The organism is Paenibacillus pasadenensis, assembly GCF_002864175.1.
Taxonomy (GTDB): Bacteria; Bacillota; Bacilli; order Paenibacillales; family Paenibacillaceae; genus Paenibacillus_O; species Paenibacillus_O pasadenensis.
Genome location: NZ_NFEZ01000004.1, coordinates 539,265 through 561,534 on the forward strand (window position 1 = coordinate 539,265; position 22,270 = coordinate 561,534).

Here is a 22,270-nt window from a genome sequence, read left to right on the forward strand (position 1 = left end):
GGTCCGGGCGCGAGACGGCCGTGCGGATGGATCGGCGCCAGGGCGGGCCGAGGGCGTCCGTGCGGATGAAACGGCGCCGGGGCGGGCCGAAGGGGGACAGCGCGCGAAAAAAGCGCAGCCGCCGGCCATAGCCGCGGCCGCTTGCGGCTTGACGCTGTTGGCGACGGTCAGCCGCGGCCGATCAGGCCGTCCTGCATCGCCCGCCAGACGAGCTGGGCGAACAGGCTGTTCGACCAGGCGAACCATTTGCGCGTGAATACGGACGGGTCGTCGGAATGGAAGCCCTCGTGCATGTAGCCGGTGTCGGCGTCGGTCGCCTCGAGCAGGTCGATCATCGCGAGCTTCTCCTCGTCGGAGATCGCGGTCAAGCCTTGCATCGAGAGCGCCATATGCCAGATGTAGCCGTCCGGCGTGTGCGGGCTGCCGATGCCTTTGGCCTGCTTGCCTTCGAAGTAGTACGGATTCTCCGAGCTCAGCGCGAAGCGGCGCGTGTTCAGGTAGATCGGATCGTCTGCGGCCGCATAGCCGAAGTACGGGATCGACATGAGGCCCGGCGTGCCGGCGTCGTCCATCAGGCAATGGTTGCCGTAGCCGTCCGTCTCGTAGGCGTAGATCGGGCCGAACTGCGGGTGGCGGAAGATGCCGTACAGCCGGATGCCGTGCTCCACCTCGGCGGCGAGGTCGGCGAGCTCCTTGACGAGCGCCATGTCGCGGAACACCCACTCGGCGATCTCCTGCATCTGGCGCATCGTCACGACGGCGAACATATTGGCCGGAATGTTGTAGTGGAAGTCGCAGGCGTCGTCGCTCGGGCGGAAGCCGGACCAGATCATGCCGGTGTAGTTGACCGGCATGCCGAGCCCTTTGTTCCGGAGGGAGTCCTCCGGGATGCCGTTGTCGCGCACGAAGCGGTACGGCGACTGCTCGAAGTGCCGCTGCTCCCTTTTCCACAGGTCGATCGCCGCGCGCATCGCGCGCTTGAAGTCCGTGTCGAAGATGGCGGTATGCTTCGTCTCCTGCCAGTAGGCGTAGGCGAGGCGGAACGAGAAGCAGATCGAGTCGAGCTCGAACTTGCGCTCCCACACCCACGGCCCCATGTCGGTCTCGTCGGTCGTGTTCCAGTGCCAGTCGTTGGCCGACTCGTTGAACGCGTTGGCGTAAGGGTCGATGAGGATCATCGCCATGTGGCGGCGGATCAGCCCTTCGAGGATGCGCTGCAGGCCGGCGTCGTCCTTGGCGAGCGGCACGTAGTGGATGACCTGCTCGACGGAATCGCGCAGCCACATGGCCGGGATGTCGCCGGTGATGACGAACGTCGTGCCGTCGGGCATCAGCTTGGTCGTCGTCTCCAGCGTGTTGGGGAAGCAGTTGCGGAAAAGCCGCTGCAGCTTCGGCCGGCCCGCGAGCTTGGCCTCGGCGTCGTCCAGCGTCTGGCGCACGGCCGCCGGCAGCTTCAGCTCCGGCATCGGAATGGCGGGAAGTCGGAATTGCTCCATGATCGGTCCATCTCCTTGAGCTATAGTGGGGGTTCGCCCGCGCGGCTGCCTGCGCCCGCGCCCGAGGCGTCGGGAGCTGCGGAGGAAGGGAGGGAGGCAGCCTCCTTCCCTTCCTTCAGCGGTTCGTTAGGCATGTTAGGCGGCGAACCCCGGTTGAGTTAGCGATAACCTACTCTTTTACCGCGCCGATCGTCAACCCCTGCACGAAGTAGCGCTGGAAGAACGGGTAGGCGAGCACGATCGGGCCGGTGGCCAGCACGACCATCGCCATGCGGGCCGTATCCTGCGGCATGTTCTGCAGGCCTTGGGCGAGCGAGGCGTTGCTCGACGCCTGCGACAGCAGGAACTGCATGTTCGTCTCGATGCGCATCAGCATGGACTGGAGCGGCACGAGATTCGGATTTTCGATGTAGAGCAGGGCGTTGAACCAGTCGTTCCAGTAGCCGAGCGTGCTGAACAGCGCGATCGTGGCCAGGCCCGGCAGCGCGAGCGGCAGGACGAGCTTGTAGAAGATCTGCAGCTCGGAGGCGCCGTCGATCTTGCCGGACTCGATGATGGCGTCGGGCACCATCGTCATGAAGAACGTGCGCATGATGAGCACGTAGAACGCGTTCACCATGAGCGGAAGGATGAGCGCCCAGACGTTGTCCTTCAGGCCGAGCATCTGCGTCACGACGATGTACGTCGGCACGAGGCCGCCGTTGAACAGCATCGTGAAGAAGGCGAAGAAGTTGAAGAACTTGCGGTACTGAAAGCTCTTGCGCGAGATGCCGTAGGCGTACAGCGTGACGACGAGCAGGCCGAGCGCCGTGCCGACGACGGTCACGAAGATCGTGACGCCGTAGGAGCGGAGCAGGGCGTCGCCGTTCTGGAGCACGTAGCGGTACGCTTCGAGGCTCCACTCGGCGGGAATCAGCCGGTAGCCGTCCGCGGCCAGCGCCTGCTCGTTCGTGAACGAGATGATGATGATGAAGACGAACGGGAACACGCACAGCAGCGCGAACAGGCCGGCGACGGCGTGGAACGCCGCGTTCCACGCCGGACTCAGCTTATGGAAGTCGCGGGCCGCCTTGGGCGGCAGCGCGGCAGACGGTTTGGACATGGTAGGGCTCCTTTCTTGGGGGAAAAGGCGGGAAGGACGGGAGACGGCAGCGGATGCTCTTGGCCTTCGGGACTGGGAGAAGCGGACTGCTCGACCGGCTGCCGGAACGCCGCTGGGAGAAACGGAATGCTCGACCGGCTCCGGGAACGCCGCTGCGAGAAACGGAATGCTCGACCGGCTGCCGGAATGCCGCTGCGAGAAACGGACTGCTCGACTGGCTCCCGGAATGCCGCTGCGTGAGACAAGCCTTCCTCCGATCCCGCTGGAACGCGGATGCCTGGATCGCCCGACCCCCGAAGGGGTGGGCATCCGCCTTCCAAGGGGACCGCTGCCGCTTCTCCGAAAGGCCCGTCTCCCTCCGCTCCATCGTCCGCCGGTCTCCCGTCCGTCCCGCCCCCTGGTTTTGGGGGCGGTGGTGCGCCTCCCGCAATCTGGGAGGCGGCAGGCGCTAGCCGCGCTTGACGCCGCGCGAGCGGCCTCGCGCCTCAAGCGCCGGAACAGCCGGAATAATCGGCTGTCGAAGGCCCGCCAGGCGGAGCCGGCTGGATTGCGGCAGCAGGGGAGCGGAGGCGGCGAATTCTCCTGGAGAAGCGGGAGCGGTTCCCTTGGAGGCCGGATTCCCCCCTTTTGGGGAGGGAATTCAGAGGAATCTGGGCTCCAGAGGAATCGGAAGGAGATTCGTCCGGCGCAGCGGGCTCCCTGCGCGTCAGCGAATAGGTCCGGCATAGCGGGCTCCCTGCGCGTCAGCGGAATGCTCCGGCGTAGCGGAGCTCCCTGCGGAGCAGGGAAGGCTCGGCGGAGCCGGCTGGATTGCGGCAGCAGGGGAGCGGAGGCGGCGAATTCTCCTGGAGAAGCGGGAGCGGTTCCCTTGGAGGCCGGATTCCCACCCTTTCGGGGCGGGAATTCAAAGGAATCTGGGCTCCAGAGGAATCGGAAGGAGATTCGTCCGGCATAGCGGACTTCCTGCGCGTCAGCGAAAAGGTCCGGCGCAGCGGGCTCCCTGCGCGAGCGAATAGGTTCGCCTTTAGAACAGCGTGTTGTCCTTGTTCACCCGGCCGACGATCCAGTTGGACGTAATGACCAGGATGAACCCGACCAGCGACTGGTACAGCCCCGCCGCCGTCACCATGCCGAACTCGCCGGTCGTCTTGAGGCCGCGGTACACATAGGTGTCGATGACGTTCGTCACCGAGTAGAGCGCGCCGGAGTCGCGAGGCACCTGGTAGAACAGGCCGAAGTCGGCGTAGAAGATCTTGCCGATCGCGAGCAGCGTCAGGATCGTCATGAGCGGCGTCAGCATCGGGATCGTAATGTTCTTGATCTGCTGCCACTTGTTCGCGCCGTCGATCATCGCCGCCTCGTACAGCGAGCGGTCGATGCCGAGGATCGAGGCGAGGTAGACGACGCTGTTGTAGCCGATCGCCTTCCACAGGCTGATGAACACGAGGATGAACGGCCAGTACGTCGGATCGGAGTACCAGTTGACCGGATCGAGGCCGATGCCGCGCAGCGCCTGGTTGAGCAGCCCCTTGTCGAGGCTGAGGAAGCTGAACGCGAAGTAGCCGACGATGACCCAGGACAGGAAGTACGGCATGAACATGCCCGTCTGGTACAGCTTGGACATGCGCTTGCTCGCGATCTCCGACAGAACGATCGCCATGGCGACCGCCGCGACGAGGCCGATGACGATGAAGACGACGTTGTACAGCAGCGTGTTGCGCGTGATGATCCAGGCGTCGTTCGTGCTGAACAGGAACTTGAAGTTGTCGAGCCCGACCCACGCGCTGCTGATGACGCTGTCGATGAAGCCGTGGCGGCTGACGCGGTATTCCTTGAAGGCGATGACGGCGCCCGCCATCGGGATGTAGGAGAAGATGAGGAACCACAGCGCGCCCGGCAGGACCATGAGCAGGATCGCCTTGTTGCGGTTCAGGCTGCGGAAGAAGCCCGCCAGTCCGTTCATGATGGCATGCCCCCTTGGATGAGATTGGATGATGTACGGCCGTCAGCACAAAAAGGGGGCGAAGTCGCCTTCGCCCGCCTGACCGAAACATTCGTTTACTTTTGCGTGGCCTTCCAGGCGTCGTACTGGGCTTGCGCCTCGGCGATGATCTTGTCGAGGCCGGCGGCCTTCATCTTTTCGATGGCGCGCGGCAGATAGGCGGCCGGATCGACGGTGCCGGTCATGAGCGGCGCCCATACCTCGGCCTTGACGTTCTGCAGGCTCGCCAGCTCGGTCGATACCTTGGAGGTGTCGAAGTTGAAGCCGAGCGCCGGGGAAGGACGGCCCTGCTCGTTGAACTGCTTGAACTGCTCCCACTTGTCGTCCGGGTCGCCCGGGTTGAGGTAGGTGAGCATGACGTTGCCGAGCGAGAACGTCGGCATGTCGTAGTTTTTGGACTCCGGCAGGTTCTCCATGCGGTTGTCGCCGGTCAGCTTGTAGTGCGTGCCCTCGATGCCGGAGTCGATCAGGTTGCGCAGCTTGGCGTCGGTGTTGAGCAGGTTCAGGAACTCCATCGCCTTCTCCGGATACTCGGAGTTGGCCGAGATCGCCTGCAGCGAGCCCATGACCGACCAGTTGTAGACGATCGACTCGCTGGCCGGCGTGGAGACGATCGGGTAGCCGAGGCTCGCGCTCCACGTATTGTCGGCGAGCGGCTGGGTGTCGGCGCGGTCGATGAGCCACTTGCCGGTCTTGTCCAGATCGGAGGTCGAGGTGATCGTCGCCGCTTCCGGCGAGATGTAGCCGGCTTTGTAGTACTTGTGCATCGTCTCGAGCGCCTGCTTCATCTCCGGCGTCTCGAGGACGTTGACGATCTTGCTGCTGTCGCCGTTCAGCGCGACGGCGATCGGCAGGTTCTGGATGAGGTAGTCGTACGGCACGGTCGGCGTGAAGTTGGTGTCGATCTTCAGGCCGAGCACGCCCGGCAGCTTTTCCTTGCCCGCCTTGAGGAATGGCTCCAGGCTCTCCAGCGTCGTCGCCTGCTTGTAGTCCATGCCGAGCTGGTCGAGCTGCTGCTTGTTGAAGCGCCAGACGGATTGCGCCGGCAGCTCTTTGTTGGCCGGCACGCCATAGTTGTGGCCGTCGACCTTGGAGCCTTCGAGGAAGGCTGGGTCGAGCGTCTCGACGATGCCCTTGCCGTGCGTCTGCAGCAGGTCGTCAATCTCCATGAACGCGCCCTTGCGCGCGTTCTGCACATAATCGAACGCCCAGGAAGCGGTGAAGAGAATGTCCATCGGCTCGCCGGAGGCGGCCATGACGCCCATCTTCTGGTTGTAGTCGCCGAAGTCGATCTGCTTCATCGTGACGGTCGCGCCGATCTTTTCGGCGGTGTACTTGTTCACCTCGGCCATCACCTTGTCGGTGTCCTTTTGCGGAGCGCCGATCGTGTACCAGATCAGGTTGACCGGCTTCTCGGCGTCGCCTTCGCCGCCGGAAGCGTTGTTGCTGCCGCAGGCGGTGACCGCCAGCGCGGCCGTCAGCACGAGCGCGAGCGCGCCCGCCTTGCGTGTGGATCTCTTTTTCATGATGACTCCTCCCTCGAAGCAAGCATGATGATGATGGTGCCCGAGCCCATGCGTCCAGGCTCGCCTGTCTGAATCAACCTTACTGGATGAAAGCATTTTCAAATAGGCGACAAATTATGAATCCGCTGTCCAAACTAAAGAAAGAGCCGCGCCGATTCGGTTCAGCGCAGCTCCCGGTATTCGTTGGGCGAGATGCCCACGTATTTTTTGAACTGCTTGTAGAAGTAGCCGGTCTCGACATAGCCGACCTCCTGCGAGATGTCGGCGACCTTGTCGTCCGTCGCCTTGAGCCGCTCCTTGGCCCGCTCGATGCGGTAGCGGTTGAGGTAGTCGGTGAAGCCGGCTCCGGTCTCCTTGGCGAACAGCTGGCCGAGGTACGCGGGATGGATATGATAGAGGGCGCCGAGCGTCTTGAGCGACAGCGGCTCGGCATAGCGCTCCGCCACATGCTGGACGACCTGGCTGACGATCGGGACGCGGTCGCTCCGCTGCAGCAGCTCCATCGTAAAATGCGCGGAGGCCTTGACCGCATCGGTCAGCTCGGCCAGCGCCGAGGCGCGGCTGATCCGGTCGAGCGTCTTCTTGAACTGGAACAGCACCTCCTGCGACTGCTCGCCGCCCTTCATGTCGCGCAGCTCGAGCCGGAAGGCGACGACGAGCTCGATCGCCGCGCTCTGGAGCAGCTCGGGCGTCGCGCCTTCGCGCTGCTGCAGCGCCAGGAAGTCGGCGTCGATGCGGGCGAAAAGAGCGTCCGTATCGCGGGCGAGCAGCCAGCGCGAGTAGTCGTCTCCGCCGATCTCGAGCGGCTGGTCGGCCGCTCCCGGCGACGGCGGCAGCTCGGCCGCGTCGAGGATCGGGCTGCCGCTGTGCAGCAGATGGTAGTCCTGCGCTTTTTTGGCGAAGGCGTAGCTGCGCTGCTCGAGCTCGCCGACCCGCTCGGCGGTGCCGAGCGAAAAGCGGACCGGCGCGGAAGCGGCCGCTTCGCCGGCCGCCGCAGGGTCTGCGTCCGCATCGCCGCGACTACGCGCCGCGTCGGCCGCCGCGAGCCGCTCCAGCGCCTCGCGCGCCTGCCGCCGCGCTGCAGCGGCGCTGTCCGCGAGGAACAGCAGCACCTCGTCGCCGTCGAGGTCGGAGAAGCGCAGCGGCGCGTCCCGCTCGCCGAGCGCCTCGTCGACGAGCCGGCGGGCCTGCGCGCCGCCGCTCGCCGAGTGGCGGGCCGCCGCGGCGCACAGCCACGGCCGGCCGAGGCGCAGGCCGAGCAGCTCGGCGCGCTGGCCGAGCTCGACCGGGTCGATGTCGCCGCGCATCCAGCGGAACAGGATGCGGTCGCGCAGGATGCCCTTTTCCTCGGGGGAGAGGGCGGCCGTCCCGGGCGGCGCGGCGCTGAGCTTGGCGACGGCGGCGGAGAGCGTCGAGCGCAGCTCTTGGAAGTTGACCGGCTTGAGCAGGTAGTTCTCGATGCCGAGCGACATGCCTTCCTTGAGGTAGTCGAACTCGTTGTAGCCGCTCAGAATGATGACCTTCAGCTCCGGCAGCAGCCGGCGCGCCTCGCGGATCAGCTCCAGCCCGCTCATGCCGGGCATCGTGATGTCCGTCACGAGCAGGTCGACGGGACGGCTCCTCAGCAGCTCCAGCGCGGCGCGTCCGCTGCCTGCCGTGCCCGCCACCTCGAGCTCGAACGACGACCAGTCGAGCGCGTCCTGCAAGCCTTCGACGATGAACGGCTCGTCGTCGACGAGCAGCACTCGGTACATAGGAAATTCCTCCTTCGAAACAAGTTGGGAACGCGAGGCGGGGCGGAAAGGCCAGGGCTGGGGCCGGCTTCCGAAGGGAGGGGCGGCAAAAGCGGCGGCCGACGTCCCGGAGAGGGAGGGCCTAGCGTTCCTCGGCTCCCCCGGGCTCGCCGGACCCGCTGTCGCTGCCGTCCGGGAACCAGAGCGTCACCGTCGTGCCGGCCCCGGGCGCGCTGTCGATGTCGAGTCCGGCGGCGTTCGGGCCGTAGACGAGCCGCAGCCGGTCGCGGATGCTCTGCAGGCCGAAGCTGCCGCCCTCGTCCTGGCCTTGCGGAGGCCGCTGCAGCCGCTGGCGCAGCGCTTCCAGCGCCTCCGGCGCCATGCCGCGGCCGTTGTCGCGCAGCGTGACGACGATGCGCGCGCCTTCTCCCCGCGCGGCGGAGATGTCGAAGCGGTTGTCGTCCCGCTCGGTGTCGAGGCCGTGCACGATGTAATTTTCCATGACGGGCTGCAGCGAGAGCTTCACGACGGGGCGTCCGGTCAGGCTGTCGTCCATGCGGATGGAGTAGGCGAACCGGTCCTTGTAGCGGATGCGGAACAGCTCCAGGTAGCGCCGGCCGAGCTCCAGCTCCTCGCGCAGCGGCACGAGGCTGCGGCTGCCGACCATGCTGCGGAACAGCACGGACAGGCTGTAGATCATCTCCGCGACGTCGTCCGCACCGCGCGACACCGCCCGCATGCGGATGACCTCGAGCGTATTGGACAGGAAATGAGGGTTGATGCGCGCCTGGATCGCGGACAGCTCGGTGCTGCGCTGCCGCAGCTCGGCCTTGTACTCCTGCTCGATCTGGCGGTTCAGCTGGTCGAGCATGCGATTGAAGCCCTGGCCGATCTGCCCGAGCTCGTCGCCGCGCTCGTCCTGGATGCGGCCGGCGAAGTCGCCGGACTCGACGCGCCGCATGAGGCGCACGAGGCTGCCCGTGCGGCGCGCCACGCTCGCCACGGCGATGCCCGGCAGCACGACGGCGAGCAGGATGCCGATCCCGCTCAGCAGCATCACCGTCCGCCGGAGGCCGGCGGACGCCGCCTCCAGCTGCGCGTCCGGCACGACGCCGACGACCGAGTAGCCGGCCAGGCTGTCGCTCAGCACCGCCACCTGCGACGGCCGGTCGAGCGCCGCCGCGGAGTCGAGCGTGCTGATGCGCGAGGCGTACGGGTAGATGGAGCCGTAATAGCGGCCGGACGAGTCGAACAGCACCTGGCCTTGCGGCGTCAGCACGAGCACGTAGCCCTTGAGCTCGTCGAGATAGGGACGGAGGGCGGAGACGAGGCTGTCCGAGCTGAAGTGGACGAGCAGCTGGCCGGTTTTTTGCAAGGTGCCGGGATTGTTGACGGCCGCCCGCACCGCGTAGAGCCGGTCGGCGTCGAGGCCGAGCTCGCGCGCGACCCACGGATTGGGCGCGGAGATCGTCGGCAGCTCGAGCGCCATCGCGTCGGGGATGAACGATAGCGCGGAGTTCAGCTCGCGCAGCTGCGGGCTTCCGCCGGCTTTCCACGCATACAGGTACTGCTCGACGGAGCTGTACAGCATGAGCTGGCGGATCGAGCTGTCGGCCGCGAGCCGGCGCTCGAAGTACGTGATGGCGTTGCCATAGCCGGCGCGCGGCTCGTCCGCATAGCGGTCGATGCGGTAGCGGAAGTAGTCGGCGAACGGATGGGACAGCAGATAGGTGACGTTTTGGCTGAGCGCCTGGTCCTGGTAAATGTCCGCGACGATGCGCTGCACGCTGTCGCTGCTCGCCTGCAGGCGGGCGGACACCGCTTCCATCGCGCGGCGCTGGTTGGCGAGGATGTCGCTGCGCACGGACTCCGCCATGAAGGCGTACAGCAGGTAGGCCAGCGTCACGATCGTCAGCACTGAGATGGCCGAGAGCGTCGCGAGCAGCTTCGAGAACAGGTTGTTCTTGACGTACGTTCGGTAGAAGCTGCGCGCCTTCATCGCCTTCATCGGCGGGTCCTCCTTTCGCGCGGGCTTCCGCGCTATGCTCGAATGCCGCTCATTATAGCATACCGGGAGGACGGGCGTGGAGCGGGGCGGGCGCGAGGGCGGTACGCGGCAGGGGCTTTGCGGGCGGGGAGAAGCGGGAGGGACGCGGAGCGTGGGGCGGGGCGTGGGGCGGATATGGAGGCGGGCGTGGAGAGACGGATGAGAAGCGAAGTGGACGAGGAGAGGGAGCGGAGAGAGGGGGAGCGAAGCGTGAGGGAGCGGCGGACGGGGAGCGAAGGCGGGTCGGGAGGAGAAGCGGACGGGCAGCGGAGCGTGGGTCGGGGCGCTCCCGCTCCCGTGCGGGCAGGACGGTAGCCAGCGGCCGCGCGCTGTGCTATGCTGGTGGGGACAACCGAAGAGTAAAGTCCGGCGCGGCCCTATGGGGCCGGAAGTGCCGGGAGAGGTTCGCGAACTCCCTCTATAAAAAACTACAAGCACACGATTCCGCCGGGGATCCGTGTGTTTTGCGTTCGGCGGACAGCCGTTCCTCGCGAGGCGAGGGGCGGGCTGCCCGCCGTTTTCTTTGTCCGCGCGCGGAAGAAGGAATTGGAGAATCGCTTGGCTCTCTCTGCCGGTTCGGTCGGTCAGGAGAGGAGAAGGTTAACGATGGTGGACAGGCTTGAGGGAGGCTCCCTCGATAAGCGGAAAGGCAAGGCGGTCGTCGTGTTCAGCGGAGGCCAGGACAGCACGACCTGCCTGTTTTGGGCGCTGCAAAGGTATGAGGAAGTGGAGGCGGTGACGTTTCGCTACGGGCAGCGCCATGCGCTGGAGCTGGAGTGCGCGGCGTCCATCGCCGCGGAGCTTGGCGTCCGGCACCATGTGCTGGACATGAGCCTGCTCGGGCAGCTCGCCCCGAGCTCGCTGACGCGCAGCGACGTCGCCGTGGCGGACGCCGCGGAGGAGGGCGGGCTGCCGAATACGTTCGTGCCGGGCCGCAACCTGCTGTTCCTGTCGTTCGCGGCGGTGCTTGCGCAAGGCGTCGGCGCCAAGACGATCGTCACCGGCGTTTGCGAGACGGACTTCAGCGGGTATCCCGACTGCCGCAACGTGTTCATCCAGTCGCTGAACGTCTCGCTGAACCTGGCGATGGACGAGACGTTCGTCATCGAGACGCCGCTCATGTGGCTCGACAAGGAGCAGACCTGGGAGCTGGCCGACCGGCTCGGCGCGTTCGAGTTCGTACGGGAGCGTACGCTCACCTGCTACAACGGCATCCCGGCCGACGGCTGCGGAGAATGCCCGGCCTGCAAGCTGCGGCGCGCGGGACTGGACAAGTACATGGCTCGGCGCGGAGCGAAGGAGGCGGCGCGAGGATGATGCATGCGATCTATCCGGCGCCCGCGCATCCGTTCCGCTACGAGCTGAACAAGGAGTTTCATTTCGCGGCGGCGCATTACATTCCGGCCGAGGCGGCGGGCCGCTGCAGCCGCGTGCACGGGCACACCTACTATTGCAACGTCACCGTCGGCGGCGACCGGCTGGACGAGTGCGGCTTCCTCGTGAACTTCTCGGAGATCAAGAAGCTGGTGCAGGACCGGTTCGACCATCGGCTGCTCAACGAGGACGAGCTGTTCGGCGGTCCGGCGCGGCTGCCGAATGGAGGCGAGGCGGCGGAAGCGGTGGTGCAAGGCAGCAAGGCGGCGGAAGCGATGCGGCACGGCAAGGCGGACGCGGCGCGAGGCGCTTGGGCCGAGCGGGCTGCAGCTGTGGAAGCGGCGGGTGAGCAAGGAGCCGCGTCTGGCGCGGTCCGGCACGGCAAGGCGGACGCGGCTTGGCAGGGCAGTGCGGCGATTGCCGATTCGGCGCTGGATCCGGAGCGGTTCCCGACGACGGAGGTCGTCGCCCGCACCGTCTGGCAGCTCGTGCAGGAGGAGCTCGACCGTCGCGGCAACGGAGCGCGCTGCCTGCAGGTGTTCCTGCGGGAGACGCCGTCGAGCTATGTGATCTATCGCCCGGAGGCCGCTCATGGCTGAGCGGCGCACCCGCATCCCCGTGCTGGAGACGTTCGGCCCGACGGTGCAGGGCGAGGGCATGGTGATCGGCGTCAAAACCTGCTTCGTCCGCACCGCCGGCTGCGACTACAGCTGCTCCTGGTGCGACTCGGCGTTCACCTGGGACGGCAGCGCCAAGGACGACATCCGCTGGCTGGAGCCGGAGGATGTGCTCGAGGAGCTGAAGGCGCTGTCCGGCGGCGAGTGGCCGGGGCATGTCACGCTCTCGGGCGGCAACCCGGCGCTGCTGCCGCAGCTCGGCGGGCTGATCGCGCTGCTGCGGAGCGGCGGCACGATCATCGCGCTCGAGACGCAGGGCAGCCGCTGGCAGGACTGGTTCCTGGACGTCGACGAGCTGACGCTGTCGCCGAAGCCGCCAAGCTCGGGCATGGCGACCGACTGGGCGCGGCTGGACGAGATCGTGGAGCGGCTCGCAGCGGCAGGTCGGTCGCCGAGCCTGAAGGTCGTCGTCATGGAGGAGCCGGCGAGCGAGGCGGGATCGGCAGCCGGGACAAGCGCAGCGAGCGAGACAGGCGGAGCAAGGCTGGCTGTCGAGGCGAACGGAGCGAGCCGGCAAGGAAGCGACCTTGCCTACGCCAAGGAGGTCCATCGCCGCTTTCCGGCGGTGTCGATGTTCCTCCAGGCTGGCAACGACCGGCTCGACGAGCCGGACCCGGCCGCGCTGCGCGAGCATCTGGCGGCGCGCTACGAGCGTCTGGTCGATGCCGTCATGGCCGACCCGGACTGGCGGCACGTACGCGTGCTGCCTCAGCTCCACGCTTGGCTGTGGGGCAACAAGCGCGGCGTGTGAGACGGCTCCGGCGCGCTGAGGGAGTCGAGAGTGCCTTGAATCGCGAGGACGAGGCGAATCGGCGCGCTGAGGGAGTCGAGAGTGCCTTGAATCGCGGGAACGAGGCGAATCGGCAAGGCGAGGGAGTCGAGAGTGCCTTGAATCGAGAGGAAGAGGCGAATCGGCGCAACGAGGGAGTCGAGAGTGCCTTGAATCGAGGGAACGAGGCGAATCGGCGCGCCGAGGGAGTCGAGAGTGCCTTGAATCGAGGGAACGAGGCGAATTGGCGAGTCGAGGGAGTCGAGAGTGCCTTGAATCGAGAGGACGAGGCGAATCGGCGCGACGAGGGAGTCGAGAGTTCCTTGAATCGAGGGGACGAGGCGAATCGGCGAGTCGAGGGAGTCGAGAGTGCCTTGTATCGAGGGAACGAGGCGAATCGGCGAGTCGAGGGAGTCGAGAGTGCCTTGAATCGCGAGGACGAGGCGAATCGGCGCAACGAGGGAGTCGAGAGTGCCTTGAATCGAGAGGACGAGGCGAACCGGGGCGCTGAGGGAGTCGAGAGTGCCTTGAATCGTGGGAACGAGGCGAATCGGGGCGCTGAGGGAGTAGAGTGCCTTGAACGGAGGGAACCCGGCCCCTGCGCGCGGAAAAAACGTGTGTAGGGCGGCGCCCTGCCGCCCGCGGCGCGGCAAAAAGCCTCCCGCTAAGCGGAAGGCTCCTTTTTGTCCGACACTCGGAACACGTAGCCGAAGTCGCCCGACTTGACGGGCGAGCCGTAGTCCTTGACCCAGGTGCGGTAGAACACGCTGGAGCCGTTCTTGCGGGTGACGATGATGTAGTCGGGATCGTTGGCCTTGGCCAGATCGGTCACGTAGACGGGGAAGCCGTGCATCGACTGCTCGAACGCGGTCCAGCCGAACACGGTCTTGGTAGCGTCCGTGATGAACGGATCCTGCCGCCCGTCCGAGAGCACGTCGCCGCCGCGGAACATGACATAGCCGGACGAGCCGTACAGCGTCATGACCTTCGGCCGTCCCGGGCCCTCGAAGTCGGAGAGGATGTAGTCCATCTCCTTGACCGGGTACTTGAACGAATTGGGCAACGGCACATGCTGGAAGTTGTACACGGCGTTCACCGCCAGCCCGACGGCGAGCCCGGCGGCCAGCGGAGCGATCCCGACGCGCAGGCGGAAGCGGCGCAGTCCCGGCACGTCCTCGATGACGACGGCGGCGAAGTACAGGACGAACAGCCACAGGAACAGGTGGTACTTGTAGTTCGACACGCCGAGGAAAAAGATGCCGAGCATGAACTCGAAGCGGAAAAACCGCTTTTTCACGCTGAATGGCAGCAGCGCGACGAACGACAGCAGCATGAGCGTCGCGGTCAGGTTGCCCATGCTGTTGAACTGGATCGCCTTCCACTCGTTGATGAGCAGGTTGAAGTTGTCCTGCGTGACGGTGAGGATGAACAGGATGCTCTTCGCTCCGCCGGGATTGAGGAAGCCAGCCCCGAGCACGGATAGCGCGACGACGAGCCAGCGCCAGCCGACGCGGCGGCGGAGCAGCCGGCGCGTCACGAGCGCCTCCAGCAGCGCCATCCCCAGGAACACGACGATGACGGGCCAGACGCCGGAGTGGAAGTTCGCGATCAGCAGCGAAAGCAGCGGCAGCAGCACCATGTAGCGGGCGGCCGGCCGCAGCTGGAACTCGCGCAGGAACACGAAGAACCAGACGATGAGGAACGCCGAGATCATCTGCGGCCTCGTCGTGAAATAGATGTCGTAGATGCCCCACAGCACCGGCAGCAGCAGCAGCGTCAAAATCGCCTCGCGGCCGCGCGAGTCCAGGCCGAGCTCGCGCCGCGAGACGAGCATCATGCGGTAGAGGCCGAGCGCCAGCAGCAGCAGGCAGGAGGCGGTCAGCAGGTAGGTGCCGGCCCAGCCGAAGGCGCGGTACAGCCAGGCGATGACGACCTGGAAGCCGATCTCATGCGGGACGTAGGGCAGCTTGTCGTCGCCCCAGAACGTATGGATGGCGGTGTGCGGGACTTGGCCGGTGTCCAGCACCTGGCCTCCGACCTCGATATGCCAGAATGTATCGGGGTCCTGATAGGATTCGGCCGGCGGCATCGTGAAGACGACGACGCACAGCACGATGACGGCAAGAGCCGCGGCGGCGACGAATCGGATTTTCATGGGACGCGCTCCTTGCGGACATAGTTCCCTTCATTATAGGGGCAAAGGCCAGGCTTCCACAATGCGGCAGAACGGCTGTGCCGAGGGTGGCGGCGAGCGGGAGGGAAGGCCCGAGCGGGGCCTTCTCGCGGCGCGGGGCGCAGGATTATTTTCAACGACAAAGGAGAAGGAACGAATGAGCGAGATCGAGCAAGGAAGAAGCAAGGAGGAGCTGAGCGGCGTCACGCTGCTCGGCAACCAGGGCACGCAGTATCCGGTGACGTACGCGCCGCAGGTGCTGGAGAGCTTCGTCAACAAGCATCCGGGGCGCGATTACCGCGTCAAGTTCAACTGCCCGGAATTCACGAGCCTGTGCCCGATGACGGGCCAGCCGGACTTCGCGACGATCACTATCGCCTACATCCCGGACGAGCTGATGGTCGAGAGCAAGTCGCTCAAGCTGTATCTGTTCAGCTTCCGCAACCACGGGGACTTCCACGAGGACTGCATGAACATCATCATGAACGACCTGATCGCGCTCATGCAGCCGAAGTTCATCGAGGTGTGGGGCAAGTTCACGCCGCGCGGCGGCATCTCTATCGACCCGTACTGCAACTGGGGCCGCCCGGGCACGAAGTACGAGCAGATGGCGGAGCGCCGCATGATGAACCTGGACCTGTACCCGGAGAAGATCGACAACCGCTGAGGCGGGGGCGAGGGCTAGCATTCTGCGAGGCTGCAAGCCGAAAAAGTCGGGTTGCAGGCGAACGTGAGCGCGGTTTGAGGACTGCAAGCCGAGAAAATCGGGTTGCAGGCGAACGTGAGCGCAGTTTGAGGGCTGCAAGCCGAAAAAATCGGGTTGCAGGCGAACGTGAGTGCGGTTCGAGGGCTGCAAGCCGAAAAAGTCGGGTTGCAGGCAACCCGGCAGCGCTGGCGAGAAGAATCGAGCTGTTGAGCGGAGCGAACCCTTCCTTGGAACGGGACTGGCATCCGACCGGGACAGCGCGAGAACGCTGAAGAAGCCTATAGAAAAAGCGTCCAATCCACTTGCGAAGTGGATTGGACGCTTTTTGCCTCTTGAGGCGAGTCTGTCGGTTGAGGCAGCACGGGAAAAGCAGTGGCGAGCCAGTCCGGGCGCACGCTCCTCGACCGCCGACGCCGCATGCTAGCAAGCAGCGCCGGCGAAAGCGGCTACTCCTCCGGGTCCAGCCGGCACTCCTGCAGCGGGCGCAGCTTCGTGCGATGCTTCCACTTGTGGCCGAGCCAGATGGCGAGGAACAGCGGCAGGCCGAAGTAGGAGGCGACGATGTACGCCCAGTCGACCCGGCCGTCCGAGAGGCCGCCGACGAACTGGCCGCCGATGACGACGGCGCACAGCCCCATCGCCAGCAGCGGGCCGAGCGGGAACCACTTGGCGCGGTAGGTCAGCTCGTCCAGCGAGCGGCCCTGAGCCGACCAGGCGCGGCGGAACCGGTAGTGGCTGATCGCGATGCCCATCCAGACGATGAAGCCGGTCATGCCGGAGGCGTTCAGCAGCCAGACGTAGACGACGCCGTCCCCGAAGAACGAGGCGAGGAAGGCGAGCAGGCCGAACGCGCCCGTCACGAGCAGCGCCGGCACCGGCACGCCGCGTCCGTTCACGCCGGCGAGCCAGCGCGGAGCCTTGCCTTCTTTGGCGAGCGTATAAAGCATGCGCGTGCTGGCGTAGAGGCCGGAGTTGCCGGCGGAGAGCACCGAGGTCAGAATGACGGCGTTCATGACGGACGCCGCGATGCTGAGGCCGGCTTTTTCGAAGACGATCGTGAACGGGCTCTGCGAGATGTCGCTGCTCGCCAGCTCCTCCGTCGTGTAGGGAATGAGCAGGCCGATGACGAGGATCGCCAGCATGTAGAACAGCAGGATGCGCCAGAAGATCGTGCGGATCGCGCGCGGCACGCTGCGCTTCGGGTCCTCGCTTTCGCCGGCGGCGACGCCGACGAGCTCGGTTCCCTGGAACGAGAAGCCGGCGGCCATGAAGACGCCGAGCACGGCCAGCATGCCCATCGGGAACGGGTTGCCGGTCAGGTTGGCGAAGCCGTCGCCGCCCATGCCGTCGCCGCGCCAGATGCCGACGACCATGAGCAGGCCGACGGCGATGAAGACGATGACGGTGACGATCTTGATCATCGCGAACCAGAACTCCGACTCGCCGTAGGCTCGCACCGACAGCAGGTTCAGACCGACGAGCAGGGCGAGGAACAGCGCGGACCAGAGCAGCGAGCTGCTGCCGGGCAGCCAGTATTTCAGGATGAGCGTCGCTGCGGCCAGCTCGGCGGCGAGCGTGATCGCCCAGTTGTACCAGTAGTTCCAGCCGATGGCGAAGCCGAAGCTCGGCTCGACGAAGCGGCTCGCATAGGTGCTGAACGTGCCGGACACCGGCATATGCGTCGCCATTTCGCCCAGGCTCGTCATGAGGAAGTACACCATGAGGCCGATGAGGCCGTAGGCGAGCAGCGCTCCGCCGGGTCCGGCGCTATGGATCGCGCCGCCGCTGGCGAGGAACAGCCCGGTGCCGATCGAGCCGCCGAGCGAGATCATCGTCATATGCCGCGTTTTAAGGCCTCGGCGGAGGCCGGGTTTGGCTGAGGGGGTCGGGTGCGGTTGCTCCACTTGAAGTCATCTCTCCGTTTCTTTACTTATAATAGGGCAACTTATCTATAGTAGGCGATGCAGAACGATGGCTCAAGCGAAAATATTCCCAACTTAACGATAAATGTTGCAGGCGGGAAGCGGCGGCCTGGAAACGAGGGGAAGAAACGGACCTGGATTCATCCGCCGCGCGCGTATCCTCCAAGACGCGGAAAAGCGCCCTGCCGACCGGCAGGGCGCTTCCTTTATTCATTCCAGGTGAAAAGACGTTGCCGCGCAGGCGCAGGTGCTCCGAGCGCCGGCGGTCAAATCAGCTTCGCGGCGAGCAGCAGCTGCTCGATGACGCCGGCGGCAGCCTCGCGGCTGATGATCGGCACGCTCGTGTACCACTTGCCGGCCAGCCCGCCGAGGCTGGAGCCGGCGGCCGCCGCTCCGCCGCCGAGCAGGCCGGAGCCGGAGGCGATCGCCCGGGCGTCCGCGTTCAGCGGCGAGAACGCCGCTCCGGCGCCGTTCGCCGAGACGGACCCGGCGAACGTGTCGCCGTCCACAGGAGGCAAGCCGAATGCGCGGCTGATCAGGTCGTCGAACTGGGCGAGCGTCAGGCGCGTCTTGGGCGAGAACTTCGTCTCCGACGTGCCGTCGATCAGCAGCTTGTCGGCCAGCCGCTGGATGCTTGCCTTGTACGGCGAGCCGCCGATGTCGGTGAAGGCGGCCGTCCGCTTGGCGGCCGCGTAGACGGCATAGCCGGGATGCGAGACGGTGACGGTCGTCGTCCCGTCCGCGTTGGCCGCGAACGTCGACGGAGCCGGCAGCGCCTGGCTGCCGTACCGGTACAGCGCGCCGGCCTTGGAGGCGTCGCTGCCGGCGTCCAGCACGAACGCATGCCGCACGAATGCGCTGGCCGGAATCGGCAGCGGCTTCGGCGCCGCCCCCGCGCTGGCGACCGAGCCGAGCTCGAACGCCACCGGCGACCCGAGCAGCGTCGTGCCCGGGCGAGCCGCCGCGAATGCCGCGGCCTGATCGGCTGCGTCGCGGATGGCGAGCTCGGCGCCCGCGCCCTTGGGCAGCGAGGCGAGCAGGTACAGCGGCAGCTCGGCGGCGGCCCGGCCCGCGTTCAGCGCGATCGAGCTGCCGAGCGGAGCTTTGGCGAGCGCCGCCGCCTGCGAGGCGCTCAGCGACAGGCGGACCGCTCCGCCGTCCTCCAGCCAGGAGCCGCCGACGATGAGCGCGAGCGGCTTTTTCGCGCCCTTGAGCGCGGCGGCAATGTCGGCATCCGTCACGGTGACGAGACCGTCAGCGGAGACGGAGGACTTCAGCTGCAGCTTCGTCTGGGACGGGCGCAGCACGCCTTTCAAGGCGCGCTCGCCGAGCTCGGCCGGCACGCCCTTCAGCGCGACCGGCACCTGGACGGTGTCGCGGATCGTCGGCACCGCGGCCGAGGCGATCGTGACGGTCAGCGTCACGGTGTCGTCCGTCTTGGGACGGGCGGCCAGCACGCCGTCCGCCGCGATCAGCTGCGGCCGGTCGCTGCCCGTCACCGCGTACGTGACGCCTTGGCGGACCGGCAGCTCCAGCACCGGCTTGCCGACGGCCGTCGTGTTGACGATGTTGGCCTGGAACGCCTCCTTGGCGTTCGCGACGAGGCCGAGCTCCGTCTTGTTGTAGGCGACGGCCATCGACCTGGTCGTGAAGTACTGGTTCACAAGCTGCCTGTTGGCGTTGATCTCGGTGGCGACGACGTAGAGCGTGTACGTGCCTTCCGGCAGCTTCTTGTAGATCGGCAGGCCGTCCTCGTCATAGCTGTCATAATACATCTCGTCGAGGCCGCTCACCGTATACCGGCCGGCAGGGAAGGAGCTTCCGATGCCCGCATCGGCGAGGAACAGCATGCCGATGTAATCGTCGTTCACGTCGTACACTTCCAGATCGATGAGGTTGACGCCATCGGCGTGGAGCGTGAAGCTTGCGTCGATCGTATCGTTCACCCCGTCGCCGTCCGGCGAGAGGATCGGGCTGGACAGCGTCAGGTCCTGGATGCCGAAGCCGTTGTCCGGCAGCCGGTCGCCGACATGCAGCGCGAACGGCAGGCGCAGCGTCGGCAGTCCCGGAGCGGTCAGCACGACGGAGCCTTCATAGGCGCCCTCGGCCGCATCGTCCGCGACGGAGGCGGTCAGGGAAAAGCTTGCCGCGCCTCCCGCCGGAGCGGTCACGCCGCCGCCGGACAGTCCGTCCAGCGAGACGGTCAGCTTGGACACGTCCGGCGTCTCGATCGGATTCGCCGGGTCGGAGGTGACGGACGGGTGCAGCTCGACCGAGGCGGCGTAGGTCACCGCGGAGCCGGAGGTGTTTTTGACGCGCAGCTGAGCCGACGGAGCAGCCGCTCCGGCCGGCACGACGCCGAAGCTGTAGCTGCTGCCGAAGTTCGTCACGTCCAGCGGATGGAGATCGCCGTCCAGCAGCTGGAGCGGCTCGACCGTCTGCAGCACCGCCGGCGTCCGGATCGCCTGGGCGATATTGGCGCGGCCTCCGCCCTGCGAGTAGACGTCATAGAGCGTGCCCGTCTCGTCAAAGATCGCATCCGCCGTATTCGCGAGCGCGGCGCGGATGTCCATCGGCGTCCACTCGGGATGCTGCTGGCGCAGCAGCAGCGCCAGGCCCGCCGTATGCGGCGACGCCATGCTCGTGCCGCTGATGCGGTTGTACGCCTCGTCGTACGAGGCATCGGGATTTGCTTTGCCGTAGGCCGGCCAGGTCGAAAGGATGTTCACGCCCGGAGCGGTGACGTCCGGCTTGATGCCGAGCTTGCCGTCGGAGGCCGGCCCGCGCGAGCTGAAGCTCGCCATGCGGTCGCCCGGCTCGACCGTGAGCGGGTAGTCGGCGCCGAACTGCAGCGTGAACGCCGCCTCCGGATGCGCCAGCACGATGCGGGCAAGCTCCCGGCCCGGGGCGCCTTCCATATCGAACGTCGGGAGATAGCGGAAGCTGTCTCCGAAAAAGCCGACCGGACCGATGAAGCCGTCGCGTCCGGGGATCGACTCGCTCAGGTTGGCCGCCGCGCCGGCGTTCAGCCCGTTGAAGATGATCAGCGCCTTGGCGCCGTGCTCCTTGGCGATGGCCGCCTTGTCGACGAAGGCGAGCGAGCCGCGCGAGACGAGCACGATCTTGCCGGCGGCGTCGAGTCCCTCGTAGTCGCTCTCCGCGCCGAGCCCGGCATAGACCGCCTCGACCGGCTCGGTGCCGATGATCGACGCGAAGTCCTCCGCTCCGGTGCGCCAGCCCATGGCGCTCAGGCCATAGTCGAGGCCGCCGTAAGCGACGTCGGTGACGGTGCGGCTGTAGACGGTCGCGCTGACGGTAGCCGCGTAATGGCTGCTCGGGCTGCTCGCCGCGCCGACGGAGATGGCCAGCTGGCTCGACGCCGGCGAGCCCATCGAGTAGTAGTAGCGTCCCTCGTCCGCGGCGTTGCCGTTCGCCACGACGGCGATGACGCCGGCGAGCACGGCATTGTTGACCGCGATCGCGTCCGGGGAGAACGGGTCCTTGACTTCGTCGGCGCCGAGCGACAGGTTGATGACGTCCATGCCGTCCTTCACCGCGCGCTCGATGCCGTCGATGACCTGCGCCGAGGAGCCGGACGAGCGGCCCGTCTCGGCGTTGTAGCCGAGCACCTTGTAGGCGTGCAGCTCGGCCTCGTAGGCGACGCCTTTTTGCACGACGTCCGAGTCCGCTGCCGCGCGGCCGACGATCGTGCCCGAGACATGCGTCCCGTGCGAGGTGCCCGGGTTGCCGGTGGCGGCGTTCGGGATTTCCTCATAGGGATCGTCGGTGTTGAAGTACGAGTCGTGTCCGCCCTTGTACGCGCCGGCCAGATCGGGATGCAGGTAGTCGACGCCGGTGTCGATGACGCCGACCTTGAGCCCGCGGCCCGTCAGCCCTGCGGCCCAAGCTTCCGGCACGCCGAGCTGCTTCAACGGGTCGATGTCGCATTTGCACTCGGAGGAGAGGGCCGTCGGCGAGACGGTCTCCGCCGGAATGGCGGAGTACGTCAGGTTCTCATGGATCGACTTGACGCCGGGGAGCAGGGCGAGCAGAGGAATCTGGTTCGCCGGCAGCTCGACCTCCATGCCGTTCAGCACGGTGTCGTAGCGATAGGTGACCTGCAGCGACAGGCCGCGCTGGCGGGCGGCCGCGAGCAGCGCCTCCTGCTCGGCGTCGACCTCCGAGGGCGTCACCGCAGCGGCCGGCGCGAGCCCTTGGCGAGCGGCGAACTCGGCTTCCGCGACCGCGGCTCCTTCGAGCTGCAGGATGACCTTGACGCGCGCCGAGGATTTTGTGTCGAGGCTCGGCGAGATGAGCGCCGGCGTCGTGTCGGCTGTGGCTAGCCCCCGCGCGAGCGACGGGGCGAGAGCGGAGCCGGACGGCGCCAGTCCTTGCTGCAGGCGGCTCTGAAGCAGCGCCTGCGAGGCGGCCGTGGCGGAGCTGGATTCGGCCAGCTCGCCGGCGATTGCGGCTGGGGAAGCGTATGTGCCGCCGGGCAGCAGCAGCGATGCCGCCAGCGCGGCCGCGATGAAGTTGATTTTGTAGCCTTTCTTGACCATGATTTCCCTTCTTTCCGGATGGATTTGCGGTTGCTTTGAATTCGCCGCATGACGGGCGCCTCCTGCCTCCTTTGGAAGAAATGGCGCTTAAGGATCAGAATAATCAGATAAATGTCGAATAAGTGAGAAAGAAGTACCATAGACGAGAATGAAAGAGAAAAGCACCAGGACCTAGTGTCGGATC

At 66.4% G+C, this 22,270-nt stretch carries 13 protein-coding genes and 1 riboswitch; of the genes, 4 read left to right on the plus strand and 9 right to left on the minus strand.

Annotated elements, in window-relative coordinates; translation table 11 throughout:
• Window positions 1–167: 167 nt before the first annotated feature.
• The 6 genes from B8V81_RS12020 to B8V81_RS12045 form a co-directional block, all read right to left on the minus strand.
• Entirely contained in the window at window positions 168–1,496 is a 1,329-nt protein-coding gene (locus B8V81_RS12020) for a glycoside hydrolase family 125 protein (RefSeq protein ID WP_101808448.1), read from the minus strand.
• A 169-nt stretch (window positions 1,497–1,665) separates the two neighbouring features.
• Window positions 1,666–2,598 carry a carbohydrate ABC transporter permease gene (locus B8V81_RS12025; protein ID WP_101808449.1) on the minus strand — a complete coding sequence of 311 codons (933 nt, stop codon included), beginning with the start codon at window positions 2,596–2,598 and terminating at the stop codon, window positions 1,666–1,668.
• Between the two features lie 1,024 nt (window positions 2,599–3,622).
• Window positions 3,623–4,561, minus strand: coding sequence for an ABC transporter permease (locus B8V81_RS12030; RefSeq protein WP_028597989.1), 939 nt, complete (start codon window positions 4,559–4,561; stop codon window positions 3,623–3,625).
• Between the two features lie 95 nt (window positions 4,562–4,656).
• The gene (locus B8V81_RS12035; RefSeq protein WP_028597988.1) at window positions 4,657–6,126 is read right to left on the minus strand and encodes an ABC transporter substrate-binding protein; all 1,470 of its coding nucleotides are present in this window, start codon (window positions 6,124–6,126) and stop codon (window positions 4,657–4,659) included.
• Between the two features lie 161 nt (window positions 6,127–6,287).
• Complete coding sequence (locus tag B8V81_RS12040) at window positions 6,288–7,880, minus strand: response regulator transcription factor (protein WP_101808450.1); 1,593 nt, start codon at window positions 7,878–7,880, stop codon at window positions 6,288–6,290.
• Between the two features lie 121 nt (window positions 7,881–8,001).
• Window positions 8,002–9,867: a sensor histidine kinase gene (locus tag B8V81_RS12045; protein WP_244912754.1), complete on the minus strand. Its 1,866-nt coding sequence runs from the start codon at window positions 9,865–9,867 to the stop codon at window positions 8,002–8,004.
• Between the two features lie 433 nt (window positions 9,868–10,300).
• Window positions 10,301–10,344, plus strand: a riboswitch (PreQ1 riboswitch).
• A gap of 168 nt (window positions 10,345–10,512) precedes the next feature.
• Here B8V81_RS12045 and queC point away from each other — a divergent pair.
• From queC to queE, 3 genes are read left to right on the plus strand one after another with little or no spacing between them, the layout of a single operon-like run.
• Window positions 10,513–11,223, plus strand: a complete 711-nt coding sequence (queC, locus tag B8V81_RS12050; RefSeq protein WP_052333041.1) for a 7-cyano-7-deazaguanine synthase QueC — start codon at window positions 10,513–10,515, stop codon at window positions 11,221–11,223.
• Window positions 11,220–11,879, plus strand: a complete 660-nt coding sequence (locus B8V81_RS12055; protein ID WP_028597985.1) for a 6-carboxytetrahydropterin synthase — start codon at window positions 11,220–11,222, stop codon at window positions 11,877–11,879. The genes queC and B8V81_RS12055 overlap by 4 nt, the downstream gene beginning before the upstream one ends.
• Complete coding sequence (queE, locus tag B8V81_RS12060; protein WP_101808451.1) at window positions 11,872–12,708, plus strand: 7-carboxy-7-deazaguanine synthase QueE; 837 nt, start codon at window positions 11,872–11,874, stop codon at window positions 12,706–12,708. The genes B8V81_RS12055 and queE overlap by 8 nt, the downstream gene beginning before the upstream one ends.
• Before the next feature lie 682 nt (window positions 12,709–13,390).
• Here queE and B8V81_RS12070 read toward each other — a convergent pair.
• Window positions 13,391–14,881 (minus strand): hypothetical protein, encoded by a 1,491-nt coding sequence (locus B8V81_RS12070; protein WP_028597982.1) that lies wholly within the window; start codon window positions 14,879–14,881, stop codon window positions 13,391–13,393.
• A gap of 175 nt (window positions 14,882–15,056) precedes the next feature.
• Between B8V81_RS12070 and queF the strand changes: the two genes are divergently transcribed.
• Window positions 15,057–15,566, plus strand: coding sequence for a preQ(1) synthase (gene queF, locus B8V81_RS12075; protein WP_101808453.1), 510 nt, complete (start codon window positions 15,057–15,059; stop codon window positions 15,564–15,566).
• Between the two features lie 485 nt (window positions 15,567–16,051).
• Here queF and B8V81_RS12080 read toward each other — a convergent pair whose 3' ends face one another.
• Both B8V81_RS12080 and B8V81_RS12085 read right to left on the minus strand, forming a co-directional pair.
• Window positions 16,052–17,443: an amino acid permease gene (locus B8V81_RS12080; RefSeq protein ID WP_101808454.1), complete on the minus strand. Its 1,392-nt coding sequence runs from the start codon at window positions 17,441–17,443 to the stop codon at window positions 16,052–16,054.
• A 350-nt stretch (window positions 17,444–17,793) separates the two neighbouring features.
• Window positions 17,794–22,086: a S8 family serine peptidase gene (locus B8V81_RS12085; protein WP_101808455.1), complete on the minus strand. Its 4,293-nt coding sequence runs from the start codon at window positions 22,084–22,086 to the stop codon at window positions 17,794–17,796.
• Window positions 22,087–22,270: the final 184 nt, after the last annotated feature.

What these genes read in the sequence shown, in the direction of transcription:
- B8V81_RS12085 (WP_101808455.1), bottom strand. Translation starts at nt 22,086, where the DNA reads ATGGTCAAGAAAGGCTACAAAATCAACTTCATCGCGGCCGCGCTGGCG.
- B8V81_RS12035 (WP_028597988.1), bottom strand. Translation starts at nt 6,126, where the DNA reads ATGAAAAAGAGATCCACACGCAAGGCGGGCGCGCTCGCGCTCGTGCTG.
- B8V81_RS12020 (WP_101808448.1), bottom strand. Translation starts at nt 1,496, where the DNA reads ATGGAGCAATTCCGACTTCCCGCCATTCCGATGCCGGAGCTGAAGCTG.
- B8V81_RS12080 (WP_101808454.1), bottom strand. Translation starts at nt 17,443, where the DNA reads ATGACGATGATCTCGCTCGGCGGCTCGATCGGCACCGGGCTGTTCCTC.
- B8V81_RS12040 (WP_101808450.1), bottom strand. Translation starts at nt 7,880, where the DNA reads ATGTACCGAGTGCTGCTCGTCGACGACGAGCCGTTCATCGTCGAAGGC.
- queE (WP_101808451.1), top strand. Translation starts at nt 11,872, where the DNA reads ATGGCTGAGCGGCGCACCCGCATCCCCGTGCTGGAGACGTTCGGCCCG.
- B8V81_RS12070 (WP_028597982.1), bottom strand. Translation starts at nt 14,881, where the DNA reads ATGAAAATCCGATTCGTCGCCGCCGCGGCTCTTGCCGTCATCGTGCTG.
- B8V81_RS12025 (WP_101808449.1), bottom strand. Translation starts at nt 2,598, where the DNA reads ATGTCCAAACCGTCTGCCGCGCTGCCGCCCAAGGCGGCCCGCGACTTC.
- queF (WP_101808453.1), top strand. Translation starts at nt 15,057, where the DNA reads ATGAGCGAGATCGAGCAAGGAAGAAGCAAGGAGGAGCTGAGCGGCGTC.
- queC (WP_052333041.1), top strand. Translation starts at nt 10,513, where the DNA reads ATGGTGGACAGGCTTGAGGGAGGCTCCCTCGATAAGCGGAAAGGCAAG.
- B8V81_RS12045 (WP_244912754.1), bottom strand. Translation starts at nt 9,867, where the DNA reads ATGAAGGCGATGAAGGCGCGCAGCTTCTACCGAACGTACGTCAAGAAC.
- B8V81_RS12055 (WP_028597985.1), top strand. Translation starts at nt 11,220, where the DNA reads ATGATGCATGCGATCTATCCGGCGCCCGCGCATCCGTTCCGCTACGAG.
- B8V81_RS12030 (WP_028597989.1), bottom strand. Translation starts at nt 4,561, where the DNA reads ATGAACGGACTGGCGGGCTTCTTCCGCAGCCTGAACCGCAACAAGGCG.